Annotated in this window: 25 protein-coding genes; 7 read left to right on the top strand and 18 right to left on the bottom strand. The window is 61.9% G+C overall.

Annotation, left to right across the window (positions count from 1 at the left end; genetic code table 11):
- Positions 1 to 149 precede the first annotated feature (149 nt).
- From folB to J4G38_RS19480, 3 genes are all read right to left on the bottom strand, one after another.
- Positions 150 to 524: a dihydroneopterin aldolase gene (folB, locus tag J4G38_RS19470; RefSeq protein ID WP_210520577.1), complete on the bottom strand. Its 375-nt coding sequence runs from the start codon at positions 522 to 524 to the stop codon at positions 150 to 152.
- 171 nt (positions 525 to 695) lie between these two features.
- Complete coding sequence (locus J4G38_RS19475) at positions 696 to 1,751, bottom strand: DivIVA domain-containing protein (RefSeq protein WP_210520574.1); 1,056 nt, start codon at positions 1,749 to 1,751, stop codon at positions 696 to 698.
- Positions 1,752 to 1,840: 89 nt separating this feature from the next.
- Positions 1,841 to 2,767 (bottom strand): WD40 repeat domain-containing protein, encoded by a 927-nt coding sequence (locus J4G38_RS19480; protein WP_210520572.1) that lies wholly within the window; start codon positions 2,765 to 2,767, stop codon positions 1,841 to 1,843.
- A gap of 129 nt (positions 2,768 to 2,896) precedes the next feature.
- On the opposite strand from J4G38_RS19480, the gene J4G38_RS19485 reads away from it, so the two are divergent.
- Entirely contained in the window at positions 2,897 to 3,583 is a 687-nt protein-coding gene (locus J4G38_RS19485; protein ID WP_210520570.1) for a 4'-phosphopantetheinyl transferase family protein, read from the top strand.
- Positions 3,584 to 3,619: 36 nt separating this feature from the next.
- Positions 3,620 to 4,201, top strand: coding sequence for a redoxin domain-containing protein (locus tag J4G38_RS19490; protein ID WP_210520568.1), 582 nt, complete (start codon positions 3,620 to 3,622; stop codon positions 4,199 to 4,201).
- Positions 4,202 to 4,339: 138 nt separating this feature from the next.
- On the opposite strand, the gene J4G38_RS19495 is transcribed toward J4G38_RS19490, so the two are convergent.
- The 15 genes from J4G38_RS19495 to J4G38_RS19565 all read right to left on the bottom strand — a co-directional run bounded on the left by J4G38_RS19495 (position 4,340) and on the right by J4G38_RS19565 (position 16,792).
- Positions 4,340 to 5,188, bottom strand: a complete 849-nt coding sequence (locus J4G38_RS19495; RefSeq protein WP_317198216.1) for a transglutaminase-like domain-containing protein — start codon at positions 5,186 to 5,188, stop codon at positions 4,340 to 4,342.
- A 67-nt stretch (positions 5,189 to 5,255) separates the two neighbouring features.
- Complete coding sequence (poxB, locus tag J4G38_RS19500) at positions 5,256 to 6,983, bottom strand: ubiquinone-dependent pyruvate dehydrogenase (protein ID WP_210520566.1); 1,728 nt, start codon at positions 6,981 to 6,983, stop codon at positions 5,256 to 5,258.
- A gap of 80 nt (positions 6,984 to 7,063) precedes the next feature.
- Entirely contained in the window at positions 7,064 to 7,795 is a 732-nt protein-coding gene (locus tag J4G38_RS19505) for a hypothetical protein (RefSeq protein ID WP_210520565.1), read from the bottom strand.
- On the bottom strand, positions 7,792 to 8,184 hold the full coding sequence (locus tag J4G38_RS19510) for a GntR family transcriptional regulator (RefSeq protein ID WP_210520564.1): 393 nt from the start codon (positions 8,182 to 8,184) through the stop codon (positions 7,792 to 7,794). Before J4G38_RS19510 ends, J4G38_RS19505 begins: the two co-directional genes overlap by 4 nt.
- 15 nt (positions 8,185 to 8,199) lie before the next feature.
- A complete protein-coding gene (locus tag J4G38_RS19515) occupies positions 8,200 to 8,976 on the bottom strand; it encodes a hypothetical protein (protein WP_210520563.1) in 777 nt (258 codons plus the stop codon).
- The gene (locus J4G38_RS19520; protein WP_210520562.1) at positions 8,960 to 9,814 is read right to left on the bottom strand and encodes an ABC transporter ATP-binding protein; all 855 of its coding nucleotides are present in this window, start codon (positions 9,812 to 9,814) and stop codon (positions 8,960 to 8,962) included. The genes J4G38_RS19515 and J4G38_RS19520 overlap by 17 nt, the downstream gene beginning before the upstream one ends.
- Positions 9,815 to 10,075: 261 nt before the next feature.
- On the bottom strand, positions 10,076 to 10,789 hold the full coding sequence (locus J4G38_RS19525) for a hypothetical protein (protein ID WP_210520561.1): 714 nt from the start codon (positions 10,787 to 10,789) through the stop codon (positions 10,076 to 10,078).
- A gap of 307 nt (positions 10,790 to 11,096) precedes the next feature.
- Positions 11,097 to 11,288, bottom strand: a complete 192-nt coding sequence (locus tag J4G38_RS19530; RefSeq protein WP_210520560.1) for a hypothetical protein — start codon at positions 11,286 to 11,288, stop codon at positions 11,097 to 11,099.
- Positions 11,289 to 11,369: 81 nt separating this feature from the next.
- Complete coding sequence (locus tag J4G38_RS19535) at positions 11,370 to 11,852, bottom strand: AAA family ATPase (RefSeq protein WP_226163575.1); 483 nt, start codon at positions 11,850 to 11,852, stop codon at positions 11,370 to 11,372.
- A 6-nt stretch (positions 11,853 to 11,858) separates the two neighbouring features.
- The gene (locus tag J4G38_RS19540) at positions 11,859 to 12,314 is read right to left on the bottom strand and encodes a DUF3368 domain-containing protein (protein WP_210520559.1); all 456 of its coding nucleotides are present in this window, start codon (positions 12,312 to 12,314) and stop codon (positions 11,859 to 11,861) included.
- Positions 12,307 to 12,534 (bottom strand): UPF0175 family protein, encoded by a 228-nt coding sequence (locus tag J4G38_RS19545; protein ID WP_210520557.1) that lies wholly within the window; start codon positions 12,532 to 12,534, stop codon positions 12,307 to 12,309. The genes J4G38_RS19540 and J4G38_RS19545 overlap by 8 nt, the downstream gene beginning before the upstream one ends.
- A gap of 97 nt (positions 12,535 to 12,631) precedes the next feature.
- The gene (locus tag J4G38_RS19550; protein WP_210520555.1) at positions 12,632 to 13,192 is read right to left on the bottom strand and encodes a Coa1/Tim21 domain-containing protein; all 561 of its coding nucleotides are present in this window, start codon (positions 13,190 to 13,192) and stop codon (positions 12,632 to 12,634) included.
- A 19-nt stretch (positions 13,193 to 13,211) separates the two neighbouring features.
- The gene (locus J4G38_RS19555) at positions 13,212 to 14,840 is read right to left on the bottom strand and encodes an acyl-CoA carboxylase subunit beta (RefSeq protein WP_210520553.1); all 1,629 of its coding nucleotides are present in this window, start codon (positions 14,838 to 14,840) and stop codon (positions 13,212 to 13,214) included.
- 140 nt (positions 14,841 to 14,980) lie between these two features.
- Positions 14,981 to 15,988 (bottom strand): MlaD family protein, encoded by a 1,008-nt coding sequence (locus J4G38_RS19560; protein WP_210520551.1) that lies wholly within the window; start codon positions 15,986 to 15,988, stop codon positions 14,981 to 14,983.
- A gap of 111 nt (positions 15,989 to 16,099) precedes the next feature.
- Positions 16,100 to 16,792, bottom strand: coding sequence for an N-acetylmuramoyl-L-alanine amidase family protein (locus J4G38_RS19565; RefSeq protein ID WP_226163583.1), 693 nt, complete (start codon positions 16,790 to 16,792; stop codon positions 16,100 to 16,102).
- Between the two features lie 248 nt (positions 16,793 to 17,040).
- On the opposite strand from J4G38_RS19565, the gene J4G38_RS19570 reads away from it, so the two are divergent.
- The 5 genes from J4G38_RS19570 (at position 17,041) to J4G38_RS19590 (ending at position 23,716) form a co-directional block, all read left to right on the top strand.
- Positions 17,041 to 20,229: a putative LPS assembly protein LptD gene (locus tag J4G38_RS19570; protein WP_210520549.1), complete on the top strand. Its 3,189-nt coding sequence runs from the start codon at positions 17,041 to 17,043 to the stop codon at positions 20,227 to 20,229.
- A 156-nt stretch (positions 20,230 to 20,385) separates the two neighbouring features.
- Positions 20,386 to 21,201, top strand: a complete 816-nt coding sequence (gene panB / locus J4G38_RS19575; RefSeq protein ID WP_210520548.1) for a 3-methyl-2-oxobutanoate hydroxymethyltransferase — start codon at positions 20,386 to 20,388, stop codon at positions 21,199 to 21,201.
- A gap of 159 nt (positions 21,202 to 21,360) precedes the next feature.
- On the top strand, positions 21,361 to 22,071 hold the full coding sequence (locus J4G38_RS19580; RefSeq protein ID WP_210520546.1) for an RluA family pseudouridine synthase: 711 nt from the start codon (positions 21,361 to 21,363) through the stop codon (positions 22,069 to 22,071).
- A gap of 152 nt (positions 22,072 to 22,223) precedes the next feature.
- A complete protein-coding gene (locus J4G38_RS19585) occupies positions 22,224 to 23,012 on the top strand; it encodes an acyl-CoA desaturase (protein WP_210520544.1) in 789 nt (262 codons plus the stop codon).
- A 158-nt stretch (positions 23,013 to 23,170) separates the two neighbouring features.
- Complete coding sequence (locus J4G38_RS19590) at positions 23,171 to 23,716, top strand: 30S ribosomal protein S16 (protein WP_210520543.1); 546 nt, start codon at positions 23,171 to 23,173, stop codon at positions 23,714 to 23,716.
- Positions 23,717 to 23,786 lie beyond the last annotated feature (70 nt).

The following is a 23,786-nucleotide window of genomic DNA, read 5'->3' on the forward strand; positions in this document are numbered from 1 at the left end:
GAGGCAAAGATGGTACGAAGCGGTTCGTAGTTGCAAGAAGGTTATACGAATTATTTCGTATAATTCCCATAAATCTACCCAACCAACTGGATTACAGGCCTATAATTTTCTGACAAAGCGCTGTATCACTTCCTCTTGCTTCCGCGATTTTAGGAATTTGGCGCTTGCTTGCGCCGTTGCACCAGCGTCACCCGGGCCCGGTGGCAAATGCCGCCCAGCGGCGGATTGAACTTGCTGACGCTGATTTTCACCTTCCGGACGTGCGGCAATTCGGCCATAATGCGGTCGAGCACGCGGTGGGCTACGTGCTCCAGCAGCCGGGCGGGGGCGCGCATTTCTTCGGCCACGAGGCGGTAGAGAACTTCGTAATTCACCGTCTGGGTCAGTTTATCCGACTCGCCGGCCGCCAGCAGGTCGGTGCTGATGTACAGGTCCACGCCGTACTTATTCCCAATCTTCTGCTCTTCGTCGTAGTAGCCGTGGAAGGCAAAAAACTCCAGCCCTTCGAGTGCGATTTGGCCCATGGTGGTGAGGTGGTGGGGTAGTGAAATGGTGAGGTGGTGGGGTTCGGGCTATTGACTAAGCCTCTGCCCTATCTGGCGCAAAGGTTGCCGCAGAAGAAAAGAAAGCCCGTCCAATGGACGGGCTCTACCGGATTCAGGCACAAAATCCGACCAGGTCGTCGAATCCGCGGTCTAAATTTCGTCGAAGAACGACTTCTCCCCTACCGCTACCTCTGCGGGAGCTTCGGCCACCATGCCTGGCTGGCCGGGATGCGTCACGGGCGAGGGCTGGTTGATTTCGGGGTGGCTGGGGCCCACGGGCTGAATGTCGGGCGTGGGCGGCTGCACGTAGGGCGGGTTGGGCTCGGGCACCTGCGAAGGCGCGGGCTGCTCAATGTTAGGCGCAGGCGCAATGCCGGGGTTTTCGGCTGGCGCGGCGGGCCGCTCAATTTCGGGCGAGGGAGCCGTATTGGGGTCGGGCTGCTGGCCGGGCTTGGGGTTATAGCCCGTGGTGTCGGAAGCACGCTCCAGGGCTTCTTCGGCGCGGCCAAGGGCCGAGGGAACGAAGGCAGCCGGCGTTGCCGCCGCTACGGCAGCGGCGGGCGAAATAGCGGAAGCAGTAGTGACTTGCATGGCGGGCGGGGGTTCAGAAGTGGGTTCGGCGGCCGGTTCTTTCGGCCGCTCTACCTGTACGCGGGCGGCGCGGGAAAGGATGGCTGCCGTGCCACCCTTGGGCCGGTTGCGGGCTTTTTCCACTTTGTCCAGCGCATCGGAAGCCAGGTGGTGCAGGTCGCGCACCAGGCCGTCGAGCTGCTGCTCCAGGCGCTGGCACTCCTGGCCCAGGCCGCCCACTTCGCGCTGCATGTCGGCCACGGTTTTTTCGGCCTGCTGGTACGCTTCGTCCACCACGGCGCGGGCACGCTGGCGGGCCTCGTTCAGCAGGTTTTCGGCCTGCAGCTGGGCTTCGCGAATGCGCAGGTCGGCATCGCGCTGGGCCTGCTCGGTGATGTTGTTGCCGGTGTCTTCGGCCGTTTTGAGGGTGCGGTAGAGGCTGCTTTCCACTTCGCGCATTTTCTGCACGTCCTGCTGGGCGTGTTCCAGCTTGAGGCGCAGCTCGCGGTTTTCATCGCCCAGCCGCTCCCATTGCTGCGAAATCGTGGTCAGAAAGGCCTGCACTTCGTCTTTATCGACCCCCCGAAAGGATTTTTCAAACGTTTTCTGGCGGATATCGAGGGCGGTGAGTTTCATTTTTCTAGTTGTCAGTTATTCGTTGTCAGTTGATGGGGTCAGGTACCGGGCCGGGTTTGCCCTAATCACTGACAACGAGCAACTGACAACTACGCTTCCACTTGCCAAACGGCCAGACTGCGGTCGTCGCTACACGAAACTAGCCGGTTTTCGGTGCCCGGCCAAACCAGCCGGTTTACGGAAGTGCCGTGGCCGGCCGCGCGCGCACGGTCGAGCACGCGCAGCAGCGTCAGCGTGGCCGCGTCCCAGAGCTTGATGCTCTTGTCGAGGCTGCACGAGGCCAGGTAGTGGCCATCGGGACTGAAAGCCAGGTGGTGAATGGTGTACATATGGGCCGGCACGGTGCCCGCCAGCGCGTAGCCCGCGGCCACCTCCCAGGTGCGGATTTGGGCATCGCGCCCGGCTGTGAGCAGGCGCGCGCCATCCGGAGAATACGCCACGGAAAATACCGAATTGGTGCTTTCGGCCAGCGTGAACTTCGTTTCCAGCGAATCCAGGTCCAGAATCCGGGTCAGGGTATCGGAACTGCCCACGGCCAGCTCGTTGCGGCCTTCGTGCAGCGCCAGGCAGCGCAGGCTTTTATCGGCGAGGCGCAGCAGCTTTTCCAGGCGAAAACCGGGCACGGTAAGAACGGCCAGCGTGCCGTCGCCGAGGGCCACGTATAGCCGCTGCCGGCTGGCGGAGAACACAATTTCGAAGACGGCCACCGGTGGCAGAGCCGTGGCGTGCGCTAGCTGATTTCGGCTTAAATCAATGGCCTGAATGCCCTGAAAATTGTGCCCCAGCACCAGCAAATCCAGCGCTGGCAAGTGGTGCAGGGCATACACCGAGTTTTCGACGCGCGCCAGCAATTCGCCGTCCTGCGCCGGAGTAGCGGCATCCCAGCCCACCACCATGCCATCGGCGCTGCCCGAGTAAACGGTGCTTGCCGCCCCCCCGGTGAGCGCATACACCGCGTCGCGGTGGCCGGCCAGGGTGGCAATTCGGGTAACGGGCGGGCGGAAAATCTCGGACATACGGGCGCCGCAAAGGTAGCTTCGCGGGTGGTTGTCAGTTGTTCGTTATCAGTTGTCAGGTTTAAGCCCGCCTGCTTCGCCGAATAAACACTTCGAACAACTGACAACGAACAACTGACAACCCCCAACTTGCCTCTTCACTCCCTTCAGCACCTCTCCCCTACCGCCGTGCTGGGCCTGTGGCACCTCACCGAAACGCCCGCCGAGCTGTGGTCCGGCCTGCCCCGGCAGGAAGCCTACGAGTCTCTCATGCCCGTCACAGCCGATGCCGCGCGCCAGGCCCAATGGCTGGCCGGTCGGCGGCTGGTACACGCGCTGGTAGAGGATTTATCGGCCGCAACGCCGCACCCGGTGGTGCAAAACGATGCCACCGGCCGCCCCTGGCTGACCGACGGCGTGCCGGACAATTTGGTCGTGTCGCTCTCGCATTCCGGCGCGTGGGTGGCGGCGGTCTTGGCCGAAGGCGGCCGGGTCGGGGTCGACGTGGAAATAATCCGGGACAAAGCCCAGCGGCTGGCCGGCAAATTCCTGGCCCCGAATGAGTGGGCCGATGCTCAGGCCGCCACTCAAAATGCGCCCGATTCCAGCGCCCACTATACCTTGCTGTGGAGCGCCAAAGAAACCCTGTACAAGCTGGCTGCGCAACGCGGCATTATCTTCAAAAACCAATTACTGCTGAATGCGTTCGAGCCGCGGGCCGCGGGCAAAATCCCCGCTACGCTGCTGCTGAACGGGTTGCAGACGCGGCACTCCATTTGCTATTATCGGCCGGCGCCCGGCTACGTGCTCACGTACTGCCACGAACCGGCCGCCTAACCACCCGCTTACGCCCTTTTGTCTTACCTTACCGCCATGTCTTTTCGCCGAATTTCTATTCTTGCCGCCATTGCCCTGCTCACCGTGACCTTGGCCGTGGGCGTGGCCCGCGCCCAGGCCGGTGGCACCATCACCGATTTCACCCTCAAAACCGCCTCCAACACCGACGTAGCCCTCAAAAGCTACGCCGGCAACAAGGCCGTGGTGGTGGTATTTCTGAACCCGGCCTGTGCCTTTTCACGGCTGTATCAGGAGCGGCTGGCCTCGCTCAGCAGCGCCTACCGGGGCCGGGGCGTGCAGTTCCTGTTCATCAACGTGCCCATCAACCTCGATGCACCCGGCACCGCCGCTCCCGGCGAAGTCGAACTGCCCACCCTCACCGATGCCAGCCAGCAAGTGGCCGCCCAGCTCGGCGTGAGCAAAACTGCCGAAGCCGTGGTGCTGGAGCCCGTTTCCGGCGGCTTCGCCATCCGCTACCGGGGTGCTATCGACGACAACCCGCAGGTAGCCGGCAGCGTGCAGCAGCCTTACCTGAAGCAGGTGCTCGATAACGTACTGGCCAGCCGCCCCGCCGGCGTAGCCGACAAGCGCGCCGCCGGCTGTTTGATTAAGCGGTAGCATTCAGCCCTGCAGCGAAACAAAAGAACGTCATGCTGGGCCTGCCGAAGCATCTCTACCGCCGAAGGAACCAAATTACTCTTGCGGTAGAGATGCTTCGACGGGCTCAGCATGACGTTCTGGTTTAATGCTTGCTTATTACTCCAGAATGCTGAGCAGCACGGCCACTTCGGTGGCTTTCACGGGCTCCTGCAATTTTTCGAAGCTCATTTGCAGGTTGCGCAGGGCGCGGCGCACGATGTCGATGTTCGAGCAGGGCTCGAAGAAAATCGGGTTCGGCGTGATGTTGAGCTGGCTGACGTAGTGCTCGATATCGGTGCGCGACAGGACCAGGCCGCGGTTGTAGCAGTTGATGTAGAACGGCTCGGCGGTCTTCACCTCGGGCCGGAAGGTGAGCACGAACAAGTTGGGCAGGTTCACGCCAAACACCGGCAGGTGGAGCCGCTGGGCCACCAGCAGGTAAATCACGCACAGGGTGAGCGGGTTGCCGCGCTTGGTTTCAATCACGCGCTGCAGCATGGAGTTGGCCGGCGAGTGAAAATGCTGGGTATTGGCCGCAAACTTGTGCACCCGAAACATGATGTAGTTCAGGGTTTGAATCTGGTCGGCGGGGTGCATTTCGGGGCGCAGAGCGGTCCAGGTTTCAAAACGGAGCTGCTCGATGGCGCGGTTCAGGGCCTGGAGGTCGGCATCGGGATATTGATACGTGTTCAACAGCCACATGCCTTCGAGCAGGTCGGTGGCGCCCGCTTCGCGCCATACTTTGAGGCGCTGCTGCAAACCCTCAAACTGCAGGTGGTGAATCAAATCCTCCAGCCGCTGCTGCTGCTGGCCGTCGAGGGTTTCCTCCCAGGACTCCTCCAGAAACGGAATGATGCTTTCGCCCAGGTTCTGGATTTTGTCCTGAATTTGCGGCGCGATTTCCGGGTCATCGAGCAGCGAGATGAGGGCTTTGATTTCTTTGTTGGTCATTGCAGAAGTAGGCACGGCAAGGCAAATTAACGCCCGAAAGCGGTTTTTGGGCCGCCTCGGCCGTTTTTTACCAACACAACTGCTACCGCAACAAGTTCGTTTTGGCTAGTTCGAGCAGTTCGCTGCCGCGCCCGTTCATCAGCGCTTTCACTGCATACAGGCTGAAGCCCTGGGCCTGCTTCCGGTCGATGCTGGGCGGCATGCTCAGCTCCTGGCGCTTCACCACGGCGTCGACCAGCGCCGGGCCGTCGTGGGCCAGGGCTTCGCGCAGCACACTTTCCAGCTGGCCGGGGTCGCCCACGCGGAAGCCCTTCAGGCCGGCGGCCGTGGCCAGCGCCCCGAAATCGGGGTTGTCCAGCTCAGTACCGTATTCGAGGATGCCGGCGGCCTTCATTTCCAACTCCACAAAGCCCAGGGCCGAATTATTGAAGACGATGATTTTGACCGGAATTTTGTGCTGGCGAATGGTCAGCAATTCGCTCAGCAGCATGGCCAGGCCGCCGTCGCCGCACATGGCAATTACCGGCCGGCCGGGGTAGGCCAGGGCCGCGCCGTAGGCCTGCGAAACCGCGTTGGCCATGCTGCCGTGCACGAAAGAGCCGACGAGCCGGCGCTTGCCATTCATGCGCAGGTAGCGGGCCGCCCAGATGGTGGGCGTGCCCACGTCGCAGGTAAAAATGGCGTCTTCGGTGGCCAGCTCGTTCAGCAGGCGGGCTACGTGCGGCGGGTGCAGGCTGCTGTCGCCGGCCTCGCCGGTGGCCAGCTCGGCGAGGTGGGCATCGTCGGCGCGGTGGCGCTCCCGGGCTTCCTGGAGGTGCGCCGAATCGGTATGCACGGTGAGGTAGGGCAGCAGGGCCCGCAGGGTTTCGGCCACGTCGCCCACCAGGCCGATTTCGACGCGGGTACGCCGGCCAATGTTTTCGGGGCGGGTATCGACCTGCACCACGCGGGCTTTTTCGGGGTAAAACTGGCGGTACGGGAAGTCGGTGCCCAGCATGAGGATGACGCGGGCGTCCATCAGGGCGTGGTAGCCGGCGGGCATGCCCAGCAGGCCGGTCATGCCCACATCGAACGGGTTGTTAGGCTCCACGAACTCCTTGCCGCGCAGGGCATGCACCACCGGCGCCTGCAGCATTTCGGCCACTTGCAGCAGCTCCGAATGAGCATTGGCGCAGCCAATTCCGGCCAGGATGGTGACTTTCGCGCCGGCGTTCAGCAGCTCGGCCGCCTGGCGGATGTCGGCCTCACCGGGGCGCAGGGCGCTGCAGCGGCCCAGGGTGGGCAGCAGGGTTTTGGGGGCTTCGGTTTCGAGGTAGGCCACGTCGCCGGGCAGCACCACCACGGCCACGCCGCGCTGGCCCAGGGCGGCCGCCACGGCACTTTCGATGGTGCGCACGGCCTGCTCCGGCGTCGAAATCAGCTCGCAGAAATGGCTGCATTCCCGAAAGAGCCGCTCCGGATGCGTTTCCTGAAAGTAGCCGGTCCCGATTTCCACGCTCGGAATCTGGGCCGCCAGGGCCAGCACCGGCACCCGGCTGCGGTGGCAGTCGAACAGGCCGTTGATGAGGTGGGTATTGCCCGGCCCGCAGGAGCCGGCGCACACCGCCAAGTCGCCGGTGAGGTGGGCCTCGGCCCCGGCGGCGAAGGCCCCGCCTTCCTCGTGCCGCACGGCAATGAATTCGATGTTGTGGCGGGTGCGAATGTTGTCGGTGATGCCGTTGAGCGAGTCGCCCACCACGCCAAACACGCGCTTGACGCCGGCGGCTACGAGGGTATCGACAATGATTTCGGCTACGGATTTTTTGGACATGGCAAGGGGCGCAGAGCGTGAAAAGACCTCCTTGCTTACGGCCGGGGCCCGCCCGGCGTTCAGGCCAGGCGGGCTCCTGATTACCGCAGGCCGCGCAGCGCCGCCCCCGACAGCTCCACGCGGGCGCTGTCGCCAAAGTGCCAGCGGAGCGCGGGCAAGGGCAGGTTTTTGGCCACCAGCTTGGCCGATTGCTCCACGTGCAGGTCGGAGGCGTCGATGCGGTTGTCGTCGTTCAGGTCGAGCTCGGCGGTGCTGCCGGGCGTGCCGCCCACCTCGGCCCGGAGCCGGCCCAGGCGGTTGCCGGCCAGCTCTACCTGGGCGGTCTGGTTCTGGACCAGCCGCAGGCTGTCCTGCGCAAAGCCCTTCACGACTACTCCGCCGGGTGTTTGGTAGAATTTCGAGCGGGGCACCGTTTTGCGCTGGCCGGCCACGGTGTAGGTGGTGCCGGCCGTGAGCAGGCTCAGGCGCGGGCAGCGGATGATGACGGCTTCGTCCCGGCCCAGCCAGGTTTCCTTTTCGGGGTAGCTCAGCGCCACCGTCAGGCGGTGGCCCCGCTGCGTGACGTGCACGTACTTGGCCGCGTCCTTGCTCACGTACACGGCAAAGGGGCCGGCTTCCACTTTCACGTTCATCTGCCCGGCGGCGGGCACGTCCACGGCATTAAAGTTGGTGAGCGGCAGGGCCGTGTAGTTGCGCAGCGGGTCTTTGAAAGTACCGAGCTGGTATTCGGTGTGCAGGGCGGCGTTGTAGGCCGTGAGCGAGCCCAGCAGCAGCAGGCCGGCGGCGGTCAGAAATTTGAGGCTGTTTTTCATGCTTGCGGGAGGGAAACGGGTTCGGGATGGGCGGCCAGAAACTGGTCGTAGCGCTGCTGCACTTCGGGCAGGCCCACGCCCAGCAGCCGGATGGTGCGGAAAAACGCCGGCAGCTCCTGCTGCAAAAAGCGGGCTTTGCGCTGCTCCTGCACGCGCCGCGGCCCATCGGGCGCCACAAAAAAGCCGATGCCGCGCTTGTTGTAAATCACCTCCTGGCCTTGCAGGTGCTCGTAGGTGCGCATCACCGTGTTGGGGTTCACCTGCAGGGTGCCGGCCAGGTCGCGCACCGACGGAATCTTGTCGTCGGGCGGCCAGCTGCCCCGCAGAATATGCTCGCTCACGTACCCGGCAATCTGCAGGTAAATGGCCTCGTTTTCATTGAATTCCATAATGATAATTCCCGCTTATAGTTGTTTCTCGGTGAGGCGGGCGTAGGCCGCCAGCCACAGCAGCGCGGCCAGCCCCAGCGGCAGCAGTACCAGCAGCAGCTGCGTTTGGCCGGCCGGCAGCTCCAGCAAAAAATAGTGCTTATCGACTGGCACATGCACCTCGCCAAAGGGCACCGTGAGCCCGACTTCCGGCGTCAGCCAGGCCTTCAGCAGCTGAAAGTTGGCCGTCATCAGCACAATCAGCAGCCCGAAAAAAGCAAATGCCGTTTTGATGACGTGCAGCCGCTCGAAGTAGATGGCCCCCCACAGCGCCACCGCGTGCAGCAGGGCATAGCTCAGGATGGCCGTGGCCGCCGGGCGCAGGCCATCGGTCAGGTTCAGGAGCGGGTGCGGGTGGCCGTTGTTGCCCACGGCCAGCACCAGCGCGTCAATGGCCAGGAACGACGCGGTGTAGACCACCAGAAACACGGGCAGCGAATACAGCCACACCACCAGGTATTTTTCGAGGTGCGAGGCGGGCAGCAGCAGCGCCGGGGCGGCCTGCCGCCGGTCGCCCACGGCCGCGAACACCGACGAGGTGAACACCGCCCCCGCCCCCAGCAGGCCAAACATGAACATCACCATCTGCAGCTCCTGGTCCAGCGGCCGGCCGGTGAGGTAGGTGAGGGTGCCCAGCACCACCAGCAGGCCGCCCAGCAGCACCGCCGTGCCCATCAGGTAGCTGCGCGAATGCTCGGCCGTGTGCCGGCGCAGCAGGCGCCCAAAGCGCGAAAGATTAAAGTGCCAGTTCATGCGCGAGCGGGGTTAAGTGGTTTACCAGGTCAGCGTTGCCGCTGACGAGGGCGTTGAAAAGCAATTCCAAATCGACGCGGCTGGGCCGGCCTTCGGGGTTCGGCCAGATGCCCTGCGGCCCGCGCACCGAAGCCTCCGCGTAGAGCGGCGCGGCCGTTTCATCGGGCCGGGCGCTGCCGAACCGGAGGCTGTCGGTGAGGGCATCGAGGCTGCTGTTGAGCACGATGCGGCGGTCGTGCACCACCACCACGGTGTCAATCAGGGCGTCGAGGTCGCGCACCTGGTGGGTCGAGATGATAACGCAGCGGTCCTCGCCCAGGGCCGAAGCCACGATGGTGCGGAACTGCGCCTTGGAGGGAATATCGAGGCCGTTGGTGGGCTCGTCGAGCACCAGCAGGCTGGTGTTGGCGGCCAGCGCAAAGGCAATCATGAACTTCTTCTGCTGCCCAAACGACATGGCCGAGAGGCGGGCATGCACCGGCACCTCCAGCTCCTGGAGGTATTCGGCCAGCTGCGCCCTATCGAAGCGCGGGTAGAACGGGGCCGTGCTGGCCACAAACTGCTCGCCGGTGAGGGCCGGCACGTACACTTCCTCGGGCAGGAAAAAGAGGTCGGCCAGCACGTCGGGGTAGCGCGCGGCGGCCGGCTGCCCGTGCACCGTGCAGGTGCCGGCCCACGGAAAGGCCAGCCCCACCAGGCACTTGAGCAGCGTGGACTTGCCGGCGCCGTTCTTGCCCAGCAGGCCGTAGATGCGCCCGCGCTCCAGCGTCAGGCTCAGGTTTTGGAAGAGCGGGACTCGCTTGGAGTACCCAAAATCCAGGTTGCGAATGCGGACCATGTGCAGAAGCTTAAGTGTATTACCGTTCTAGTACACCATAAACGTAAGCAGCCCTTTGGCACTGGCGCAAGCTTTTTCTTCACGAAAAATAAAAAAGACCCCTGGCGCAGTACCAGGGGCCTTTTATTGTATCGCGATGGTGCCGCAGGGTGCGGGGCGGGCCCCCGTCCGGCGTGGCTCAGCAGCCCGAAAGCGGCGCGCACGACGGGCGGGGGCCTGCTCCGCCCCTACGGTTTGGGCGGCTATCCGCCCCGAAGCGGGCTAGTAGCTCTCCTTCAGCACGCCGAACTTGCGGCGCTCGGCCTTGAATGATTTCGGGTAGTTGGCCTCGATGAGCAGCAGCAGGGCCACGAAAATGGCCTGTGCGTCGTCGCGGTACAGGCTTTTGCCGGCTACCTCGGTGGCGCGGGTGCCGGTGGCCTGGGCGGCCTGGGGTTGCAGCTCGTTGTACTCATCGGAAAGGGCTTTCCAGAAGGCCTCGCCGTACTTGATTTTAGCCATTTCGTGTTTCGGGTCGCCGAGGGCCTTCACCAGCTTGAGCAGGGCTTCGGCGCGCTTGCCCCGGTCGTGGGGCAGGGTGTAGGTGCTCCCGATTTTCTCAATGCCGAACTCGCCGTAGTATGGGCGGCCGTCCTGCTCCTCGTCGTATTGCAGGGCCAGGGCCTTTTTCACGTATTTCAGCTTGCCCTGCTCCTTGCTGCCGTCAATCATCAAATCCAGCGCCGCCAGCCGTTGGGCCTGGGGCGAGATGGCATCATCGGCGGCCCCGGCGGTGCGCAGGCTCGCGCGCAGCTGGGTGCCCAGCGCGAGGGCCGTGGGCTGGGTGGTCCATTCCAGGGTGAGTTGGGGCCGCAGGCCCCACTCGGCCACGGCCAGGTCGAAGGCTTCGGAAAAGGGCTTGTCGCCTTCGGGAATGTTGCGGGTAGCGGGGGACTTGGGCTTGGCCCCGGTGGTAGTGGGTTTGGTAGGCTCCATGTGGTTGGTTTGAATGGGGTTGGGCTTGTAAATGGTCCGGCCAAAGTAGGGGATATTTTCGGCCTACCGGCCATCTTCGCCCGCTACCCCCAGCCTTAGCCCACCCGCCTGGGCTCCTCAGCAACTTCAGGAGGCCGCCGCCGCCAGCGGCCGGGCCCTAAAGGCCCCTCAGCAGGCCGCCACACCCAGCGGCAGTGCCCAAAATAAAATGCAGAGGGCCGCCGCACCCAGCGACAGCCCCGAAAATAAAATACAGAGGGCTGCCGCAGTCAGCGGCAGCCCTCTGTATTTTTTGGGTGCACCCGGCCTACTCCACCGAGTGGGCGGGCGGCATCTCGTCGGCCGGCACGGCCAGTATTTTACCGTCGCGGGAGATGATGACGGGACTGTTCTTGTATTTTTTGAACGCCAGCATGGCGTTGTAGGTCGCTACGAGGCCGAGCTGCACTTGCTGGCTGAATTTGGCCGTTTCGAGCGATGCTACCTCGGGGTTAGCCATGGTATGCGGTGGTTAGTTGTTGCCAAATATCGGGCTTTATCACGGTTGTTTCGCTTGCATTTCCTTCCGCTATCAGCGCTCCTACCCCGTCGGAGTTGTCAAATAGCAGCCAGTCATCAACCGCCGCACGGTAGGCTCCGAAAAACTGGCGCAGGCCCCTTCATAGCGCCGCCTGATGGTCGGTTCCGGGATGTTGTGGCCGCCTTCCCTCACCCTCGCAGCCACCCGCTCAACTGCCAAATCAGGTGAATTAAGCCAGAAGAATAGCAGCCTTACTAGATACCCCTGCTCTCGCGCCGCCTGAATAAACCGCAGGTAGTGCCGGGTAGCCAGGGTGGTTTCCAGCGCGAAAGTCTCTCCCGCCGCCAGCAGCTCCTTTAGCCGCCCCAGCATCAGCCGGCTCGCCTGGATGCTCACCGTTTCGGGCTGGAAGGGCGAGAGGCCACGGGCTATTTCATTGGCATTCACGAACTCGCGGCAGTTCAGCAAGCCGGGCAGCAGGGTGTAGGCGGCAGTGGTTTTGCCCGCCCCGTTGCAGCCGGCCAAGAGGTAGAGGGTTTTCATAAAGGGCTATTCTCCGGCTTGCTTGAGGATTTCCATTTCAAGTGCGGAGGAAAAACGAAAGTTGGTTTGCCTGATTTGGTCCAGCAATGGCTTCACAGCCGGCACCAGCCCTTGCCGCTTAGCCCGCAGCAGCACGCCAAACGTACCGGTGAGTTGAACCGCTAGTTTTTCAGCCGTTTTCCGCGCCTTATAATCGTCCAGAATCAGCGTACAGCCCGGCCGTTCCAGGGCCAGCGCAATGGCACTGGCTTCGCCGGCATCTACCAGCAGTGCCAGCAGCAGTTGCCGGGCAGCGTCGGTAGCCGCTTCCTGCTTTATCCAAGCCGGTAGCGGCAAGCCATATTCGGCCGCCACGGTCGGCGTGGTCGTGGCCGTACCGTAAAGCTGGCGCAACAAATCCAGCTGACCGATTTTGGTGAGCACAATCAGGCAGCTGGCATCGGCGATGATAAGCTCAGGCATTGGCCGCGTCGCGCGCAATGTCCTCGGCCGGGTAGTTGAACACCGACACGCCATAGTCGCCCAGCAACTCCATGAAGGTGCGCTTGCTGTAGCCAGCCAGTTCGGCGGCCTGCCCCAGCGAGAGCTTGCCTCGCTCGTAGAGGCGTGCGGCTAGCAGCGTGGTTACTTCTTTGGAGGTCATGTCCAGCGAATCGGGCAGGTGCAGGGTGAGGGTTTGCATGGCTTATCTGGTGGGAGGGTCGTTGCGCTAAGTTACGGCTGGCGCGGCAGGGCGTAGGCGGCGGTGGTTTTATTCGCGCCGTTGGGGTTGGCTGGGGTTAGTTTTTGGGGCTTGCTTCTACAACTTGCCAGGCATTCTCTTCATATTTCTTTACCAAGTGCATTTCATAATGCTTGTATTTATTACTGCCTTTCACAACCAGGTTCAATACCCCTTCCCCCTGCTCGCCTTTTAAATTCGTAGCAGTGTTTATTTCTCCTTCAGAAAAAAGTATAACCCCTTTCACAGGTCCAATTTCACTTCTAATTCGGTCATTCGTTTTCAAATAATTTGAAGCCGTTTCGAAAGCATCACTGAAAACAAAAGCTCCAAAAACAATAAGCTTAATAGCTAGAATGAACACCAACCCGAAGGTTGCAGCTTTCTCAATAACAGTGGGCTGTTTTCGACTAGACTTTGTATCAATTCGATTGAGGAAAAAGCTAATAGCGCCAAGCAGCAGTAGATACCATGCAATAATGCCGCTTTCCCAGAAAAAATAAATCTTAGCAGCACTACATAAATAGCCATATGAGAGAAAGGCACATCCGACTATTAGCAGTAATTTGGTTGTCGTACTAATTTCAGATAACAACTGATTTTGCGGCTTAAGGCTCATCGTCTCAAGTCTTAATTTTTCACACCTGAATAACCCCCACGTTATACGCCTTCTCAATCGGCGCATGGTTGGCCGCCGCAATGCCTTCGGAAATGACTTTGCGGGTTTCCAGCGGGTCAATCACGGCATCGACCCAGAGGCGGGCCGCCGCGTAGTAGGGCGATAGTTGCTCCTCGTAGCGGGCCTTGATGCGGTCGAGCAGCTCCTTTTCGGCTTCGGGGGTAATGACTTCGCCCTTGGCTTTGAGGGAGGCCACCTGGATTTGCAGCAGGGTGTTGGCGGCGGCCGCGCCGCTCATTACGGCCAGTTGGGCGGTGGGCCAGGCCACTATCAGGCGTGGGTCGTAGGCCTTGCCGCACATGGCGTAGTTGCCGGCCCCGTAGCTGTTGCCGACGATGACCGTGAACTTGGGCACCACCGAGTTGGCCATGGCATTCACCATCTTGGCCCCGTCCTTGATGATGCCGCCCTGCTCGCTCTGGCTGCCCACCATGAAGCCCGACACGTCGTGCAGAAACACCAGCGGAATGCGCTTCTGGTTGCAGTTCATGATGAAGCGCGCCGCCTTGTCGGCCGAGTCGGAGTAGATGACGCCGCCCATCTGCATGCCGGTTTTCTTGCTCTTCACGATTTTGCGCTGGTTGGCCACGATGCCCACCGCCCAGCCATCAATGCGCGCCAGCCCGCAAATAAGTGTCTGGCCATACAGGTCCTTGTAGGGCTCGAACTCCGAGTTATCGACCAGCCGGTTGATGATGTCCATCATGTCATAGGGCTTTACGCGGTCCGAGGGCAGCAGGCCGTAGATTTCCTGCTCATCCTGGGCGGGTTTGGCCGGCGTGGCGCGGCTGAAACCGGCCGTGGCGTGGCCGCCCATCTTGTCGAAGATGTTGCGGATGTGGGTGAGGCACTCCTCGTCAGAATCGAACTTGTAGTCCGTCACGCCCGAGATTTCGGAGTGCATGCTGGCGCCGCCCAGCGCCTCGTTGTCGATGGTTTCGCCAATGGCGGATTTCACCAGATAGGAGCCGGCCAGAAACACCGAGCCGGTGCCGTTCACAATCATGGCCTCGTCGCTCATGATGGGCAAATAGGCCCCACCGGCCACACACGGCCCCATAATGGCCGAAATCTGGACGATGCCCATGCTGCTCATCACCGCGTTGTTGCGGAAGATGCGGCCGAAATGCTCCTTATCGGGAAAAATCTCGTCCTGCATGGGCAGGTACACGCCCGCTGAGTCCACGAGGTAGATGATGGGCAGCTTATTTTCGATGCTGATTTCCTGGGCGCGCAGGTTCTTTTTGGCCGTGATGGGGAACCACGCGCCGGCCTTCACCGTGGCGTCGTTGGCCACCACTACGCACTGGCGGCCGGCCACGTAGCCGATGACGACGACCACGCCGCCGCCGGGGCAGCCACCTTCTTCCTGGTACATGCCCTCACCCGCGAAAGCGCCGATTTCGACCTGGGCCGCACCCTTATCGAGCAGGAATTCAATCCGCTCGCGGGCGGTGAGCTTGCCCTTGGCTTTGTGGGCGGCAATGCGCTTTTCGCCCCCGCCGAGGGCTACTTTCTGGAATTTCCGGCGGAGGTTGAAGCTAAGCTGCTTGAGTTGGTCTTCGTTGCGGTTGAACTCGACATTCATAAAGAAAGCGGGTGGGATTGGGTGGGAACGGGCACAAAAAAATCCGCCCGAAAGCGGATTTCAAAGGTACGGGTAGGAAAGCACCACGGCGCGTTCTGCTCCATGCATCGTCCAACGATTGAGCGCGCCGGGGCGCGTTCCTACTTTATGACTGACGTCGACTCCACCCTTTTTACTTCGGTGGTGGTGCTGCCGTCGGGCTTTTTGGTGGTTTCTACCTTGCTCTTGTCCTTGCCGCCGCCGAACACCGAGAAGTGCACGTAGCGCTTGGGATTGGCTTTGAAGTCGACCAACAGGTCGTTGGAACTGGCCGTGGTGGCGGCGAGGTTGTTGTAGAGCGTGGAATCGTGCAGCAGCCGGCCCATCGAGCCTTTCTGGTCGCTCAGGGCCGTGTTGAGGCTCTTCACCGTGGTCTGGGCGTCGGCCAGGGTGGCGTTGAGGCGGCGCAGGGCGGGGCCCACAGGTGCTGATTTGAGCGAGTCGGACAGTTGGCCGAAGTTCACGGCAATGTGGTCCAGTTTGCCGGTGGTGCGGTTCAGGGCGGTGCTCATCTGGGCCAGGTTGCGGGTAATGAGCGCGATGTTGGCCTGGTTGGCCACGATGAGCTTTTGCAGGGCCTCGGTGCTGGCGCGGGCCCCAAGCAGCGTGCCCTGGATATTGGTCTGGGCGTCCTTGTTCAGAAAGCCGTTGATGTGAGCCAGCGTGGCCCCCACGGTATCGAGCACGGGCAGGGCCTTGGCCTGAAACGCGTCGGTGATGCTGGTGGGCGTCACGGTCCGGATTTCTTCGCCGCCGCTGAAGTTTTTCGTGTTGCGGCCCAAGGTCAGGGTGATGCCCTTGGAGCCGAGCAGCGAGCCGCCCAGGCTGGCCGTGGTGGAGTCGCCCACCACCACGTCTTTGCCCAACTCCAGGGCCACGCGCACGCTGTTGCCCTTGTCGGGCTGCAGCTCCATGCTTTTTACCTGGCCCACTTTGATGCCGTTGAGCACCACCAGGGCCCCCACGTTCAGCCCATCGACGCGGGGATAGGTGGCAAAGTAGGTATTGTCGGAGGAGAGGACGTTGCTGCCACGCAGGAATTTGTAGCCCATAACCAGGGCGGCGATGGCTACGATGGTCAGCAGGGCCACTTTTATTTCTTTAGACACGAGAAGCGGATGAGTAAGTGAAATGAATAGGGAGGGAATCAGAGAACAGTACGGCAGAAGGGGGGTGGCAGATTGCACCGGCTCCCGCGCCTGGGGTTGCTCATTTAGCCGTCAGCCGCCCTCCAGCTCGCGCTTGTATTCGCGGAAGGCGCGGTAGATGCCCGCCGCCATATACGATTGATTGGCTTTGTCGTTGAGGTAGCGCTCCTCGGTGGGGTTGGTGAGGAAGCCGGATTCGATGAGCACCGAGGGCATGGTTGATTTCCAGAGCACGATAAAACCGGCTTGTTTCACGCCGCGGCTGGGGCGGCTCACGCTGGTGCGCAGCTGCCGGTCCACGCGCTGGGCAAAGCGCAGACTGTTGGTGATGTAGGCCGATTGGAAGAGCGAAAACAGGATGTGGCTTTGGGGCGAGTTGGGGTCGAAGCCGTCGTAGCGGCTTTTGTAGTCCTTTTCCTGCAAGATAACCGCATTTTCGCGCTGGGCCACGCCCAGGTTGGCGGTGGTTTTGTGCAGGCCCATGGTCCAGACTTCGGTGCCGTGGCTTTGGCTGGGGCCGGCGTTGCAGTGGATGGAGATGAACAGGTCGGCGTGGTTGCGGTTGGCAATGGCCGCGCGTTCGCCCAGCTCCACAAACACATCAGTTTTGCGGGTGTAAATCACCTTCACATCGGGCATATTTTCTTTAATCTGCCTGCCCAGGGCCAGAATCAAGCCCAGCGCCACGTCGGCCTCGCGGGCCGAGGCGCCGGTGCAGCCCCGGTCTTTGCCGCCGTGGCCGGCGTCGAGCACCACGGTGCGCAAGTGGTAGCGATAAGGCGCATTGGGGTCGAAAGCAGGTGGAGCCGGGAGGGCCGAATCGGGCGCGAAGCGAGTCGAATCGGCCGTCGTCTGGGCCTCCGCTTTCCACTGCCCGATTCCGGCACCCAGCAAAAGCAAGGCGGCACTGGCCAGGATGACAATAATCCGCACGTTGTTCGTTGAAGAGGCGGTAGCGACCTGCTACCTTTGTAGACACCCCAAAAGTAAACGAATTTAACCGCTACTATACTTTGCCTGTTTGGTTTGGCCTTTATTCTGACGCCGGTTCCGGGCTTTGGCCGCGCCGCCAGGCGGGCGGCGCGTGGCCGCGCCCGGCCCTGCTCGGGCTCCTTTTGCTGCTGACAGGCTTTGCGGGCACCGCCTGGGGCCAAACCGTGCCCCCGGCCACCCCCAAAGCCAAAACCACGCGGGCCACCAAAATCCGCGCCCGCAAGGCCCGCGCCAAGGCCGCCATTGCCCTGCCCACCCGCCCGGATACCGTCACCACGGCCGCGCCCAGGCCCGTGCCGCTGGCCAAGCCCGGCCAGCGCCCCGGCAGCGCCCCCACCCCGCCGGTGCGCTACATCTCGCCCGACCCGCGCGACCCCGTGGGGCCGCCCCCGCCCGGCGTGCGCAACAGCGGCCAGCCGCTCATCCCCGGCACCTCACACAAGGCCGTGCCCGACACGCTCTCCCCCAATCCCACCGGCCGGCCGCCCCGCCTTGCCCCCGCCGATACTTCCCGGCTGCTGAACGGCACCAGCCGCACCGGCGACTCGCTGAAACTCGCGGCCAAACCCAAGGGCCAGATTACAACGACCATCAACTACTCGGCCAAGGACTCGATTCAGTTCGACGTGACCAAGAAGATAGCCCGGCTCTACAACAAGGCCAGCGTGGTGTATGGCGAAACCGACCTGAAAGCCGCCCTCATCACGGTGAACTACGGCACCAACACCATGCAGGCCGACGGCAAGCTCGACACCCTGAAGCACAAGGTGGCAGGCCAGCCCATTCTCAAAGACAAGGGAACGACCTACCAGGCCGGCAGCATTGCCTACAACTTCAAGAGCAAAAAGGCCAAGGTGACTGATGCCGTGACCGCGCAGGGCGATGCCTACGTGGGCGCGCAGGTCATCAAGCGCATGCCCGACGGCGAAATAAACGGCCTGATGGGGCGCTACACCACCTGCAACCTGGCGCACCCGCACTTCTACATTCAGGCCAAACGAATGAAGGTGATTCCGGGCGAAAAAGTGGTGACCGGGCCCTTCAACCTCGTGATTGGCGACGTGCCCACGCCGCTGGGCTTCCTGTTCGGCTTCTTCCCCATGCCCAGTAAGAACCGGGGCTCCGGCATCCTGATTCCGACCTTCGGGCAGGCCGCCGACCGGGGCTACTACCTGAGCAACGGCGGCTACTACTTCGCGCCGAACGACTACATCGGCGTGCGCCTCACCGGCGACATCTACGCCGGCAACGCCCAAACCTTCGGCGGCTTCGGGGCCACGGCCGATATCTCCTATCTGAAGCGCTACACGTACCAGGGCAATTTCAACTTTCGCTTCTCGAACCGGCCGCTGAACCCCATTCTGGCCACCGATGCCCTGACCACCAGCCAGGTGTACATCAAGCCGCCCGCGTCCAATTCGTTCTGGATTACCTGGAACCACACGCCCGTGCCCAAGCCCGGCGGCGGCCGTTTCTCGGCCAGCGTGAACGCCGGCACCAGCAGCTTCAACAAGGTCAACAGCCTCGATGCCCGCCGCTACCTGTCCACGCAGTTCAACTCCAGCATCAGCTACTCCAAGCAACTGCGCAACCTGCCGATTAACTACGACGTCCGCATCAGCCAGAGCCAGGGCACCGACGGCACCATGACCTTCACCCTGCCCGACATCACCGTGGGCCTGGCCCGGCAATACCCTTACCAGTGGTTCGGCATCAAGCCGGGCCAGGGCGGCAAGCTGGGCGCCAGCACCTACGAGCAGTTCACCCTGAGCTACAACCTGACGGCCACCAACCAAGTGAGCAACATAGTGCCCGCCCGCTCCCTCACCAACGGCCTGGCGCTGCTGGGCGGCACTACTGAAAATACCCGCATTCCCTTCGCCCTCGCCAACGTGGGCAAGCTGCTGAAAAACTCGCGCAACGGCATTCAGCACCAGTTCGGCATTGGGCTGGGCTCCTACACGCTGGCGCAGCATTTCCGGCTTACGCCCTCGGTGTCGTATAGCGAAGTCTGGTACGCCCAGCAGCTCAACTACAAATTCAGCCCGGTGGCCCAGGCCGTGCGCATTGACACGGTGTACGGCTTCAACCGCATCAACGCCTACTCGGGCTCGCTGAGCCTGAACACGACTTTTTATGGCACCCTGCTGCGCAAGGGCACCCACAAAATCCAGGCAATCCGCCACAAGGCCACGCCCAGCCTGAACTTCAACTACACGCCGAACCTGATTGGCCGCAGTAATATATACCCCCAGAATGTGGCGCTATTCCCCAGGGGCCAGGACGTTTTGGGTGGCTTACAGGACCAGTTCGGCCGCACGATTATCGACCCTAAAGTTCTCAATGCCTACGCCTTCAGCACCTACAACGGCTTCGTGTACGGCACGCCCGGCGGCACCAGGCAGAGCCAGCTGTCGTTCAGCCTGCAAAACTCGATTGAGATGAAGGTGCGCGACCCCAACGACACCACCGGCCTCAACCCGTTCCGCAAAGTCAGCCTGATTGACGGCCTCGACTTTTCCACGGGCTACAACTTCGCAGCCGACTCGCTGCGCCTGCAGCCGCTGGGCGTCTCGTTCCGCACCCAGATTGCCAAGAAGCTCAGCATCAACAGCGCGGCCAATTTCGAGCCTTACCAGCGCGACAGCCAGGGCCACATCATCAACAAGTACCTGTTCGAAGCCAACCCGCGCCGGCTGCTGCGCCTGTCCACGGCCAGCTTCCAGGCCAACTACGCCTTCAACCCGGTGTCGGGCAAAAAGAAAAGCACGGTCCCCCGGGCCGTGGCCCCGAGCAACGACCCCACCCTGGGCACCGTGGGAGGCCCCAACTACTACGCCGATTACATCGATTTCGACATTCCCTGGGAGCTGGCCCTCACCTACTCGGCCGGCTACACCACCAACACGGTGCCCCTGAAACCCGGCGACCCCTCGGTGCCGCTGCTGGCGCTGAACTCCATCGGCGCTACGGGCTCAGTGAAGCTCACGCCCAACCTGCGCTTCAGCGGCAACCTGAGCTACGACATCGCGCACCAGACCGTGGTGTACCCCAACCTGGCCTTTGTGCGCGACCTGCACTGCTGGCAGATTGTGGGCAACTGGATTCCCTTCGGCCTCACCCGCGGCTATAACTTCACCATCTCGGCCAAAAGCAGCCTGCTGCAGGACCTGAAGGTGAACCGCAACCGCTTCGCCCAGTACCAGTAAGGCGGCGGCCCCACCCCGCTTTTCGGCCGTCTCTTTTCAGCCCCTGCGCTTCGGCCAGGGGCTTTTTGGTGAGCTCCCGGCGTCGGGTAACGAAATTGTTACCAGCTTTGCCCCGTCAGACGGCCCATTACTCCGAAACCCGCCCGCCCTCGCCCCATGTCCCAGCACAAGGAAGTCAAGCTCATCACCACCCACCAAATGCTCGCCATGAAGGAGCGGGGTGAAAAAATATCCATGCTCACGGCCTACGACTACTCCATGGCCCAGATTCTCGACGGCGCCGGCATCGACGTGCTGCTCGTCGGCGATTCGGCCTCCAACGTCATGGCCGGCCACGAAACCACCCTGCCCATCACCCTTGACCAGATTATCTACCATGCCCAGGGCGTGGTGCGCGCCGTGAAGCGCGCCTTCGTGGTCGTGGACATGCCCTTCGGCTCTTACCAGGGCAATTCCTCGGAGGCCCTGCGCTCGGCCATTCGCATCATGAAGGAAAGCGGCGGCCACGGCGTCAAGCTCGAAGGCGGCGCCGAGGTGAAGGACAGCATCATTCGCATTCTCACGGCCGGCATTCCCGTCATGGGCCACCTCGGCCTCACGCCCCAGAGCATCTACAAATTCGGCACCTACAGCGTGCGCGCCAAGGAAGAAGCCGAGGCCCAGAAGCTCCTCGAAGATGCCCGCCTGCTCCAGGAAATCGGCTGCTTTGGTCTGGTGCTCGAAAAAATCCCCGCCGCCCTCGCCAAGCAAGTGGCCGAGGAGCTGACCATTCCCGTCATCGGCATCGGGGCCGGCCCCGATGTGGACGGCCAGGTGCTGGTGGTGCACGACCTGCTGGGCATCACCAAGGAGTTCAAGCCCCGCTTCCTGCGCCGCTATGCCGAGCTGCACGACATCATGACCGAAGCCGTGCAGCACTACGTGGCCGACGTGAAAAGCCGCGAATTCCCCAGCAAAGAAGAAGGATATTAGAAAGAATACGGGGCGTTCCGCTTCGGTTCAGCTTCGTATCTTCGTCCCAACAATAGCAAGAGCGGAGCGCCCGGTGAGTGTGGTCTGATGACGTGCGGAAGCCCCCGAGGGGCCCTGGCCCGCTCCTGCTGATACCCATATCCCGCCCGCACCCGCCGCGTGAATCGACCCAATATCTGGTCCGAAGGCAGAGAAATTCTGTTTGAAGACAACCACCTCCTCGTCATCAACAAGCCCGCCGGCCTGCTCGTGCAGGGCGACGCCACCGGCGACGAGCCCCTCTCCAAGAAAGCCGCCGAGTACCTTCGCTTCAAGTACAAGAAGCCCGGCGAAGCCTTCATCGGCGTGGCTCATCGCATCGACCGGCCCGTGAGCGGCATCGTGGTGCTGGCCAAAACCAGCAAAGCCCTCAGCCGCCTCAACGAAATGTTCCGCGACGGCCAGATGACCAAAACCTACTGGGCCCTCACCGGCCGCCCGCCCGTGCCCGAAAACGGCACCCTGGTGCACTGGCTGGTGAAGGACACCGTCCGCAACGTCACCAAAGCCTACCCCACAACCCACAGCCAGGGCCTGCGCTCCGAGTTGCACTACGAATTGCTGGGCATGGCCGGCAACCGCTACCTGCTCCAGGTAAACCCCGTGACCGGCCGCCCGCACCAGATTCGGGCCCAGCTGGCCACCGGCCTCGGCACGCCCATCGTGGGCGATGTCAAGTATGGCTTCATCGCGCCCCTGCCCGACGTCAGCATTGCCCTGCATGCCCGCCAGCTGCAGCTGCAGCACCCCGTCACGAGGGAGCAAATGACCTTCGTGGCGCCCCTGCCCGATGCCCCGCACTGGGACGCCGCCCGAGCGTACTACAAGTAAGCCCGGCAGTCCGGCGCAGGGTGTGCAAGATTTTGGCCTTCCTGCACCAAAATCCCTACCTGCACACAGGCTGGGCGTAATTTTGCGTTACCTCCCCTGAACCTTAGCCGTGGCTTTTTGCTTGTGCGGGCAGTGCTGGTTTACACGTTCCTATGGCTATTCTCATTTTTTTCGTTGCCCACTATTATTTATCGCTGTTCACCCAGACATTTTATTTGCACCGCTACGCGGCGCACAAAATGTTTACGATGAATAAGTTCTGGGAGAAGTTCTTCTTCCTGTTCACCTACATCTGCCAGGGCAGCAGCTTCCTCTCGCCGCGGGCCTACGCGCTGCTGCACCGCATGCACCACGCCTATTCCGACACCGAGCTGGACCCGCACTCGCCGCATTTCTCGAACAACGCGTTCGACATGATGTGGAAGACCAAGGTGATTTACAACGACGTGGTGAACGATGTGCACGAGGGTGCCAAGCGTTTTGAAGGCGACATTCCGGAGTGGAAATGGCTCGATAAATTCGGCGGCACGGTGTACTCCCGCCTGGGCTGGGGCACGGCTTACGTGCTGTTCTACATTAACTTCGCCACGGCGTGGTGGCAGTACCTACTATTGCCCATCCACTTCCTGATGGGCCCCATCCACGGGGCCATTGTGAACTGGGGCGGCCATAAATACGGCTACCAGAACTTCGACAACCACGACAAGTCCAAGAACACCCTGGCCCTGGATTTCCTGGCCTTCGGCGAGCTGTTTCAGAACAACCACCACAAGCTGCCCATGCGGGTAAATTTCGGCGTGAAGTGGTGGGAATTCGACCCAACCTACGTGGCTATTTGGGGCTTGGACAAGGTCGGCATCATCAAAGTGAAGCGCAAAAACATGAACCTGAACGCGATTTCCAAGCTAGCGAAGCCCAAGCGTGAAGCTGTTGCGGCGTAGTGCATACCTCGTCTCAAAACGAACAGCCTTGGCAGTATCGCCAGGGCTTTTTTCGTTTCCGGGTTAGCTAATTCTCTGAACAAGCGCTACCTTTGCACTCCCAATTTCGGGAAACCCTCACCAGACGGACGAGCTCCGTCGCACAACCCCACCGGTTTATGGCAGTTAAAATCCGCCTCGCCCGCCGTGGCCGCAAAAAGGCCGCGACTTACGACATCGTAGTAGCTGACGCCCGCGCTCCCCGCGATGGCCGTTTCATCGAGAAACTCGGTACCTACAACCCCAACACCAACCCCGCCACCATCAAATACGACGCCGACCGGGCGTTTTACTGGATGATGACCGGTGCCCAGCCCACCGACACCGTTCGGGCCATGCTCAGCTACCGCGGCGTGCTCTACCGTCGTCACCTCCAGTTGGGTGTTGACAAAGGTGCCATCACGCAAGATGTTGCCGACGAGCGTTTCAGCGCTTGGAAAGACGAAAAAGACGCCAAAATCGAAGGCAAGCGCACTGGCTTGGTTGATGCGAAGGAAGAGGCCCGCAAAGCTGCTTTCGCCGCCGAAACCAAAGTAAAAGAAGCTCGTTCGGAATCCCAGCGTCAGAAAGCAGCCGCTTTGCTGGCAGCCAACACGCCCGCTCCGGCCGCCGAAGAAGCCACTGAGGCTCCGGCCGCCGAAGCTACCGAAGCTGCTGCCGAGTAATTTTTAGGTTTCTGAAAACCGAAAGAGTTTGGGAGTTGTGAGCCGGACCGGCTGGCAACCCCCAAACTCT

It is taken from the genome of Hymenobacter terricola (genome assembly GCF_017921975.2).
GTDB classification, from domain to species: domain Bacteria; phylum Bacteroidota; class Bacteroidia; order Cytophagales; family Hymenobacteraceae; genus Hymenobacter; species Hymenobacter terricola.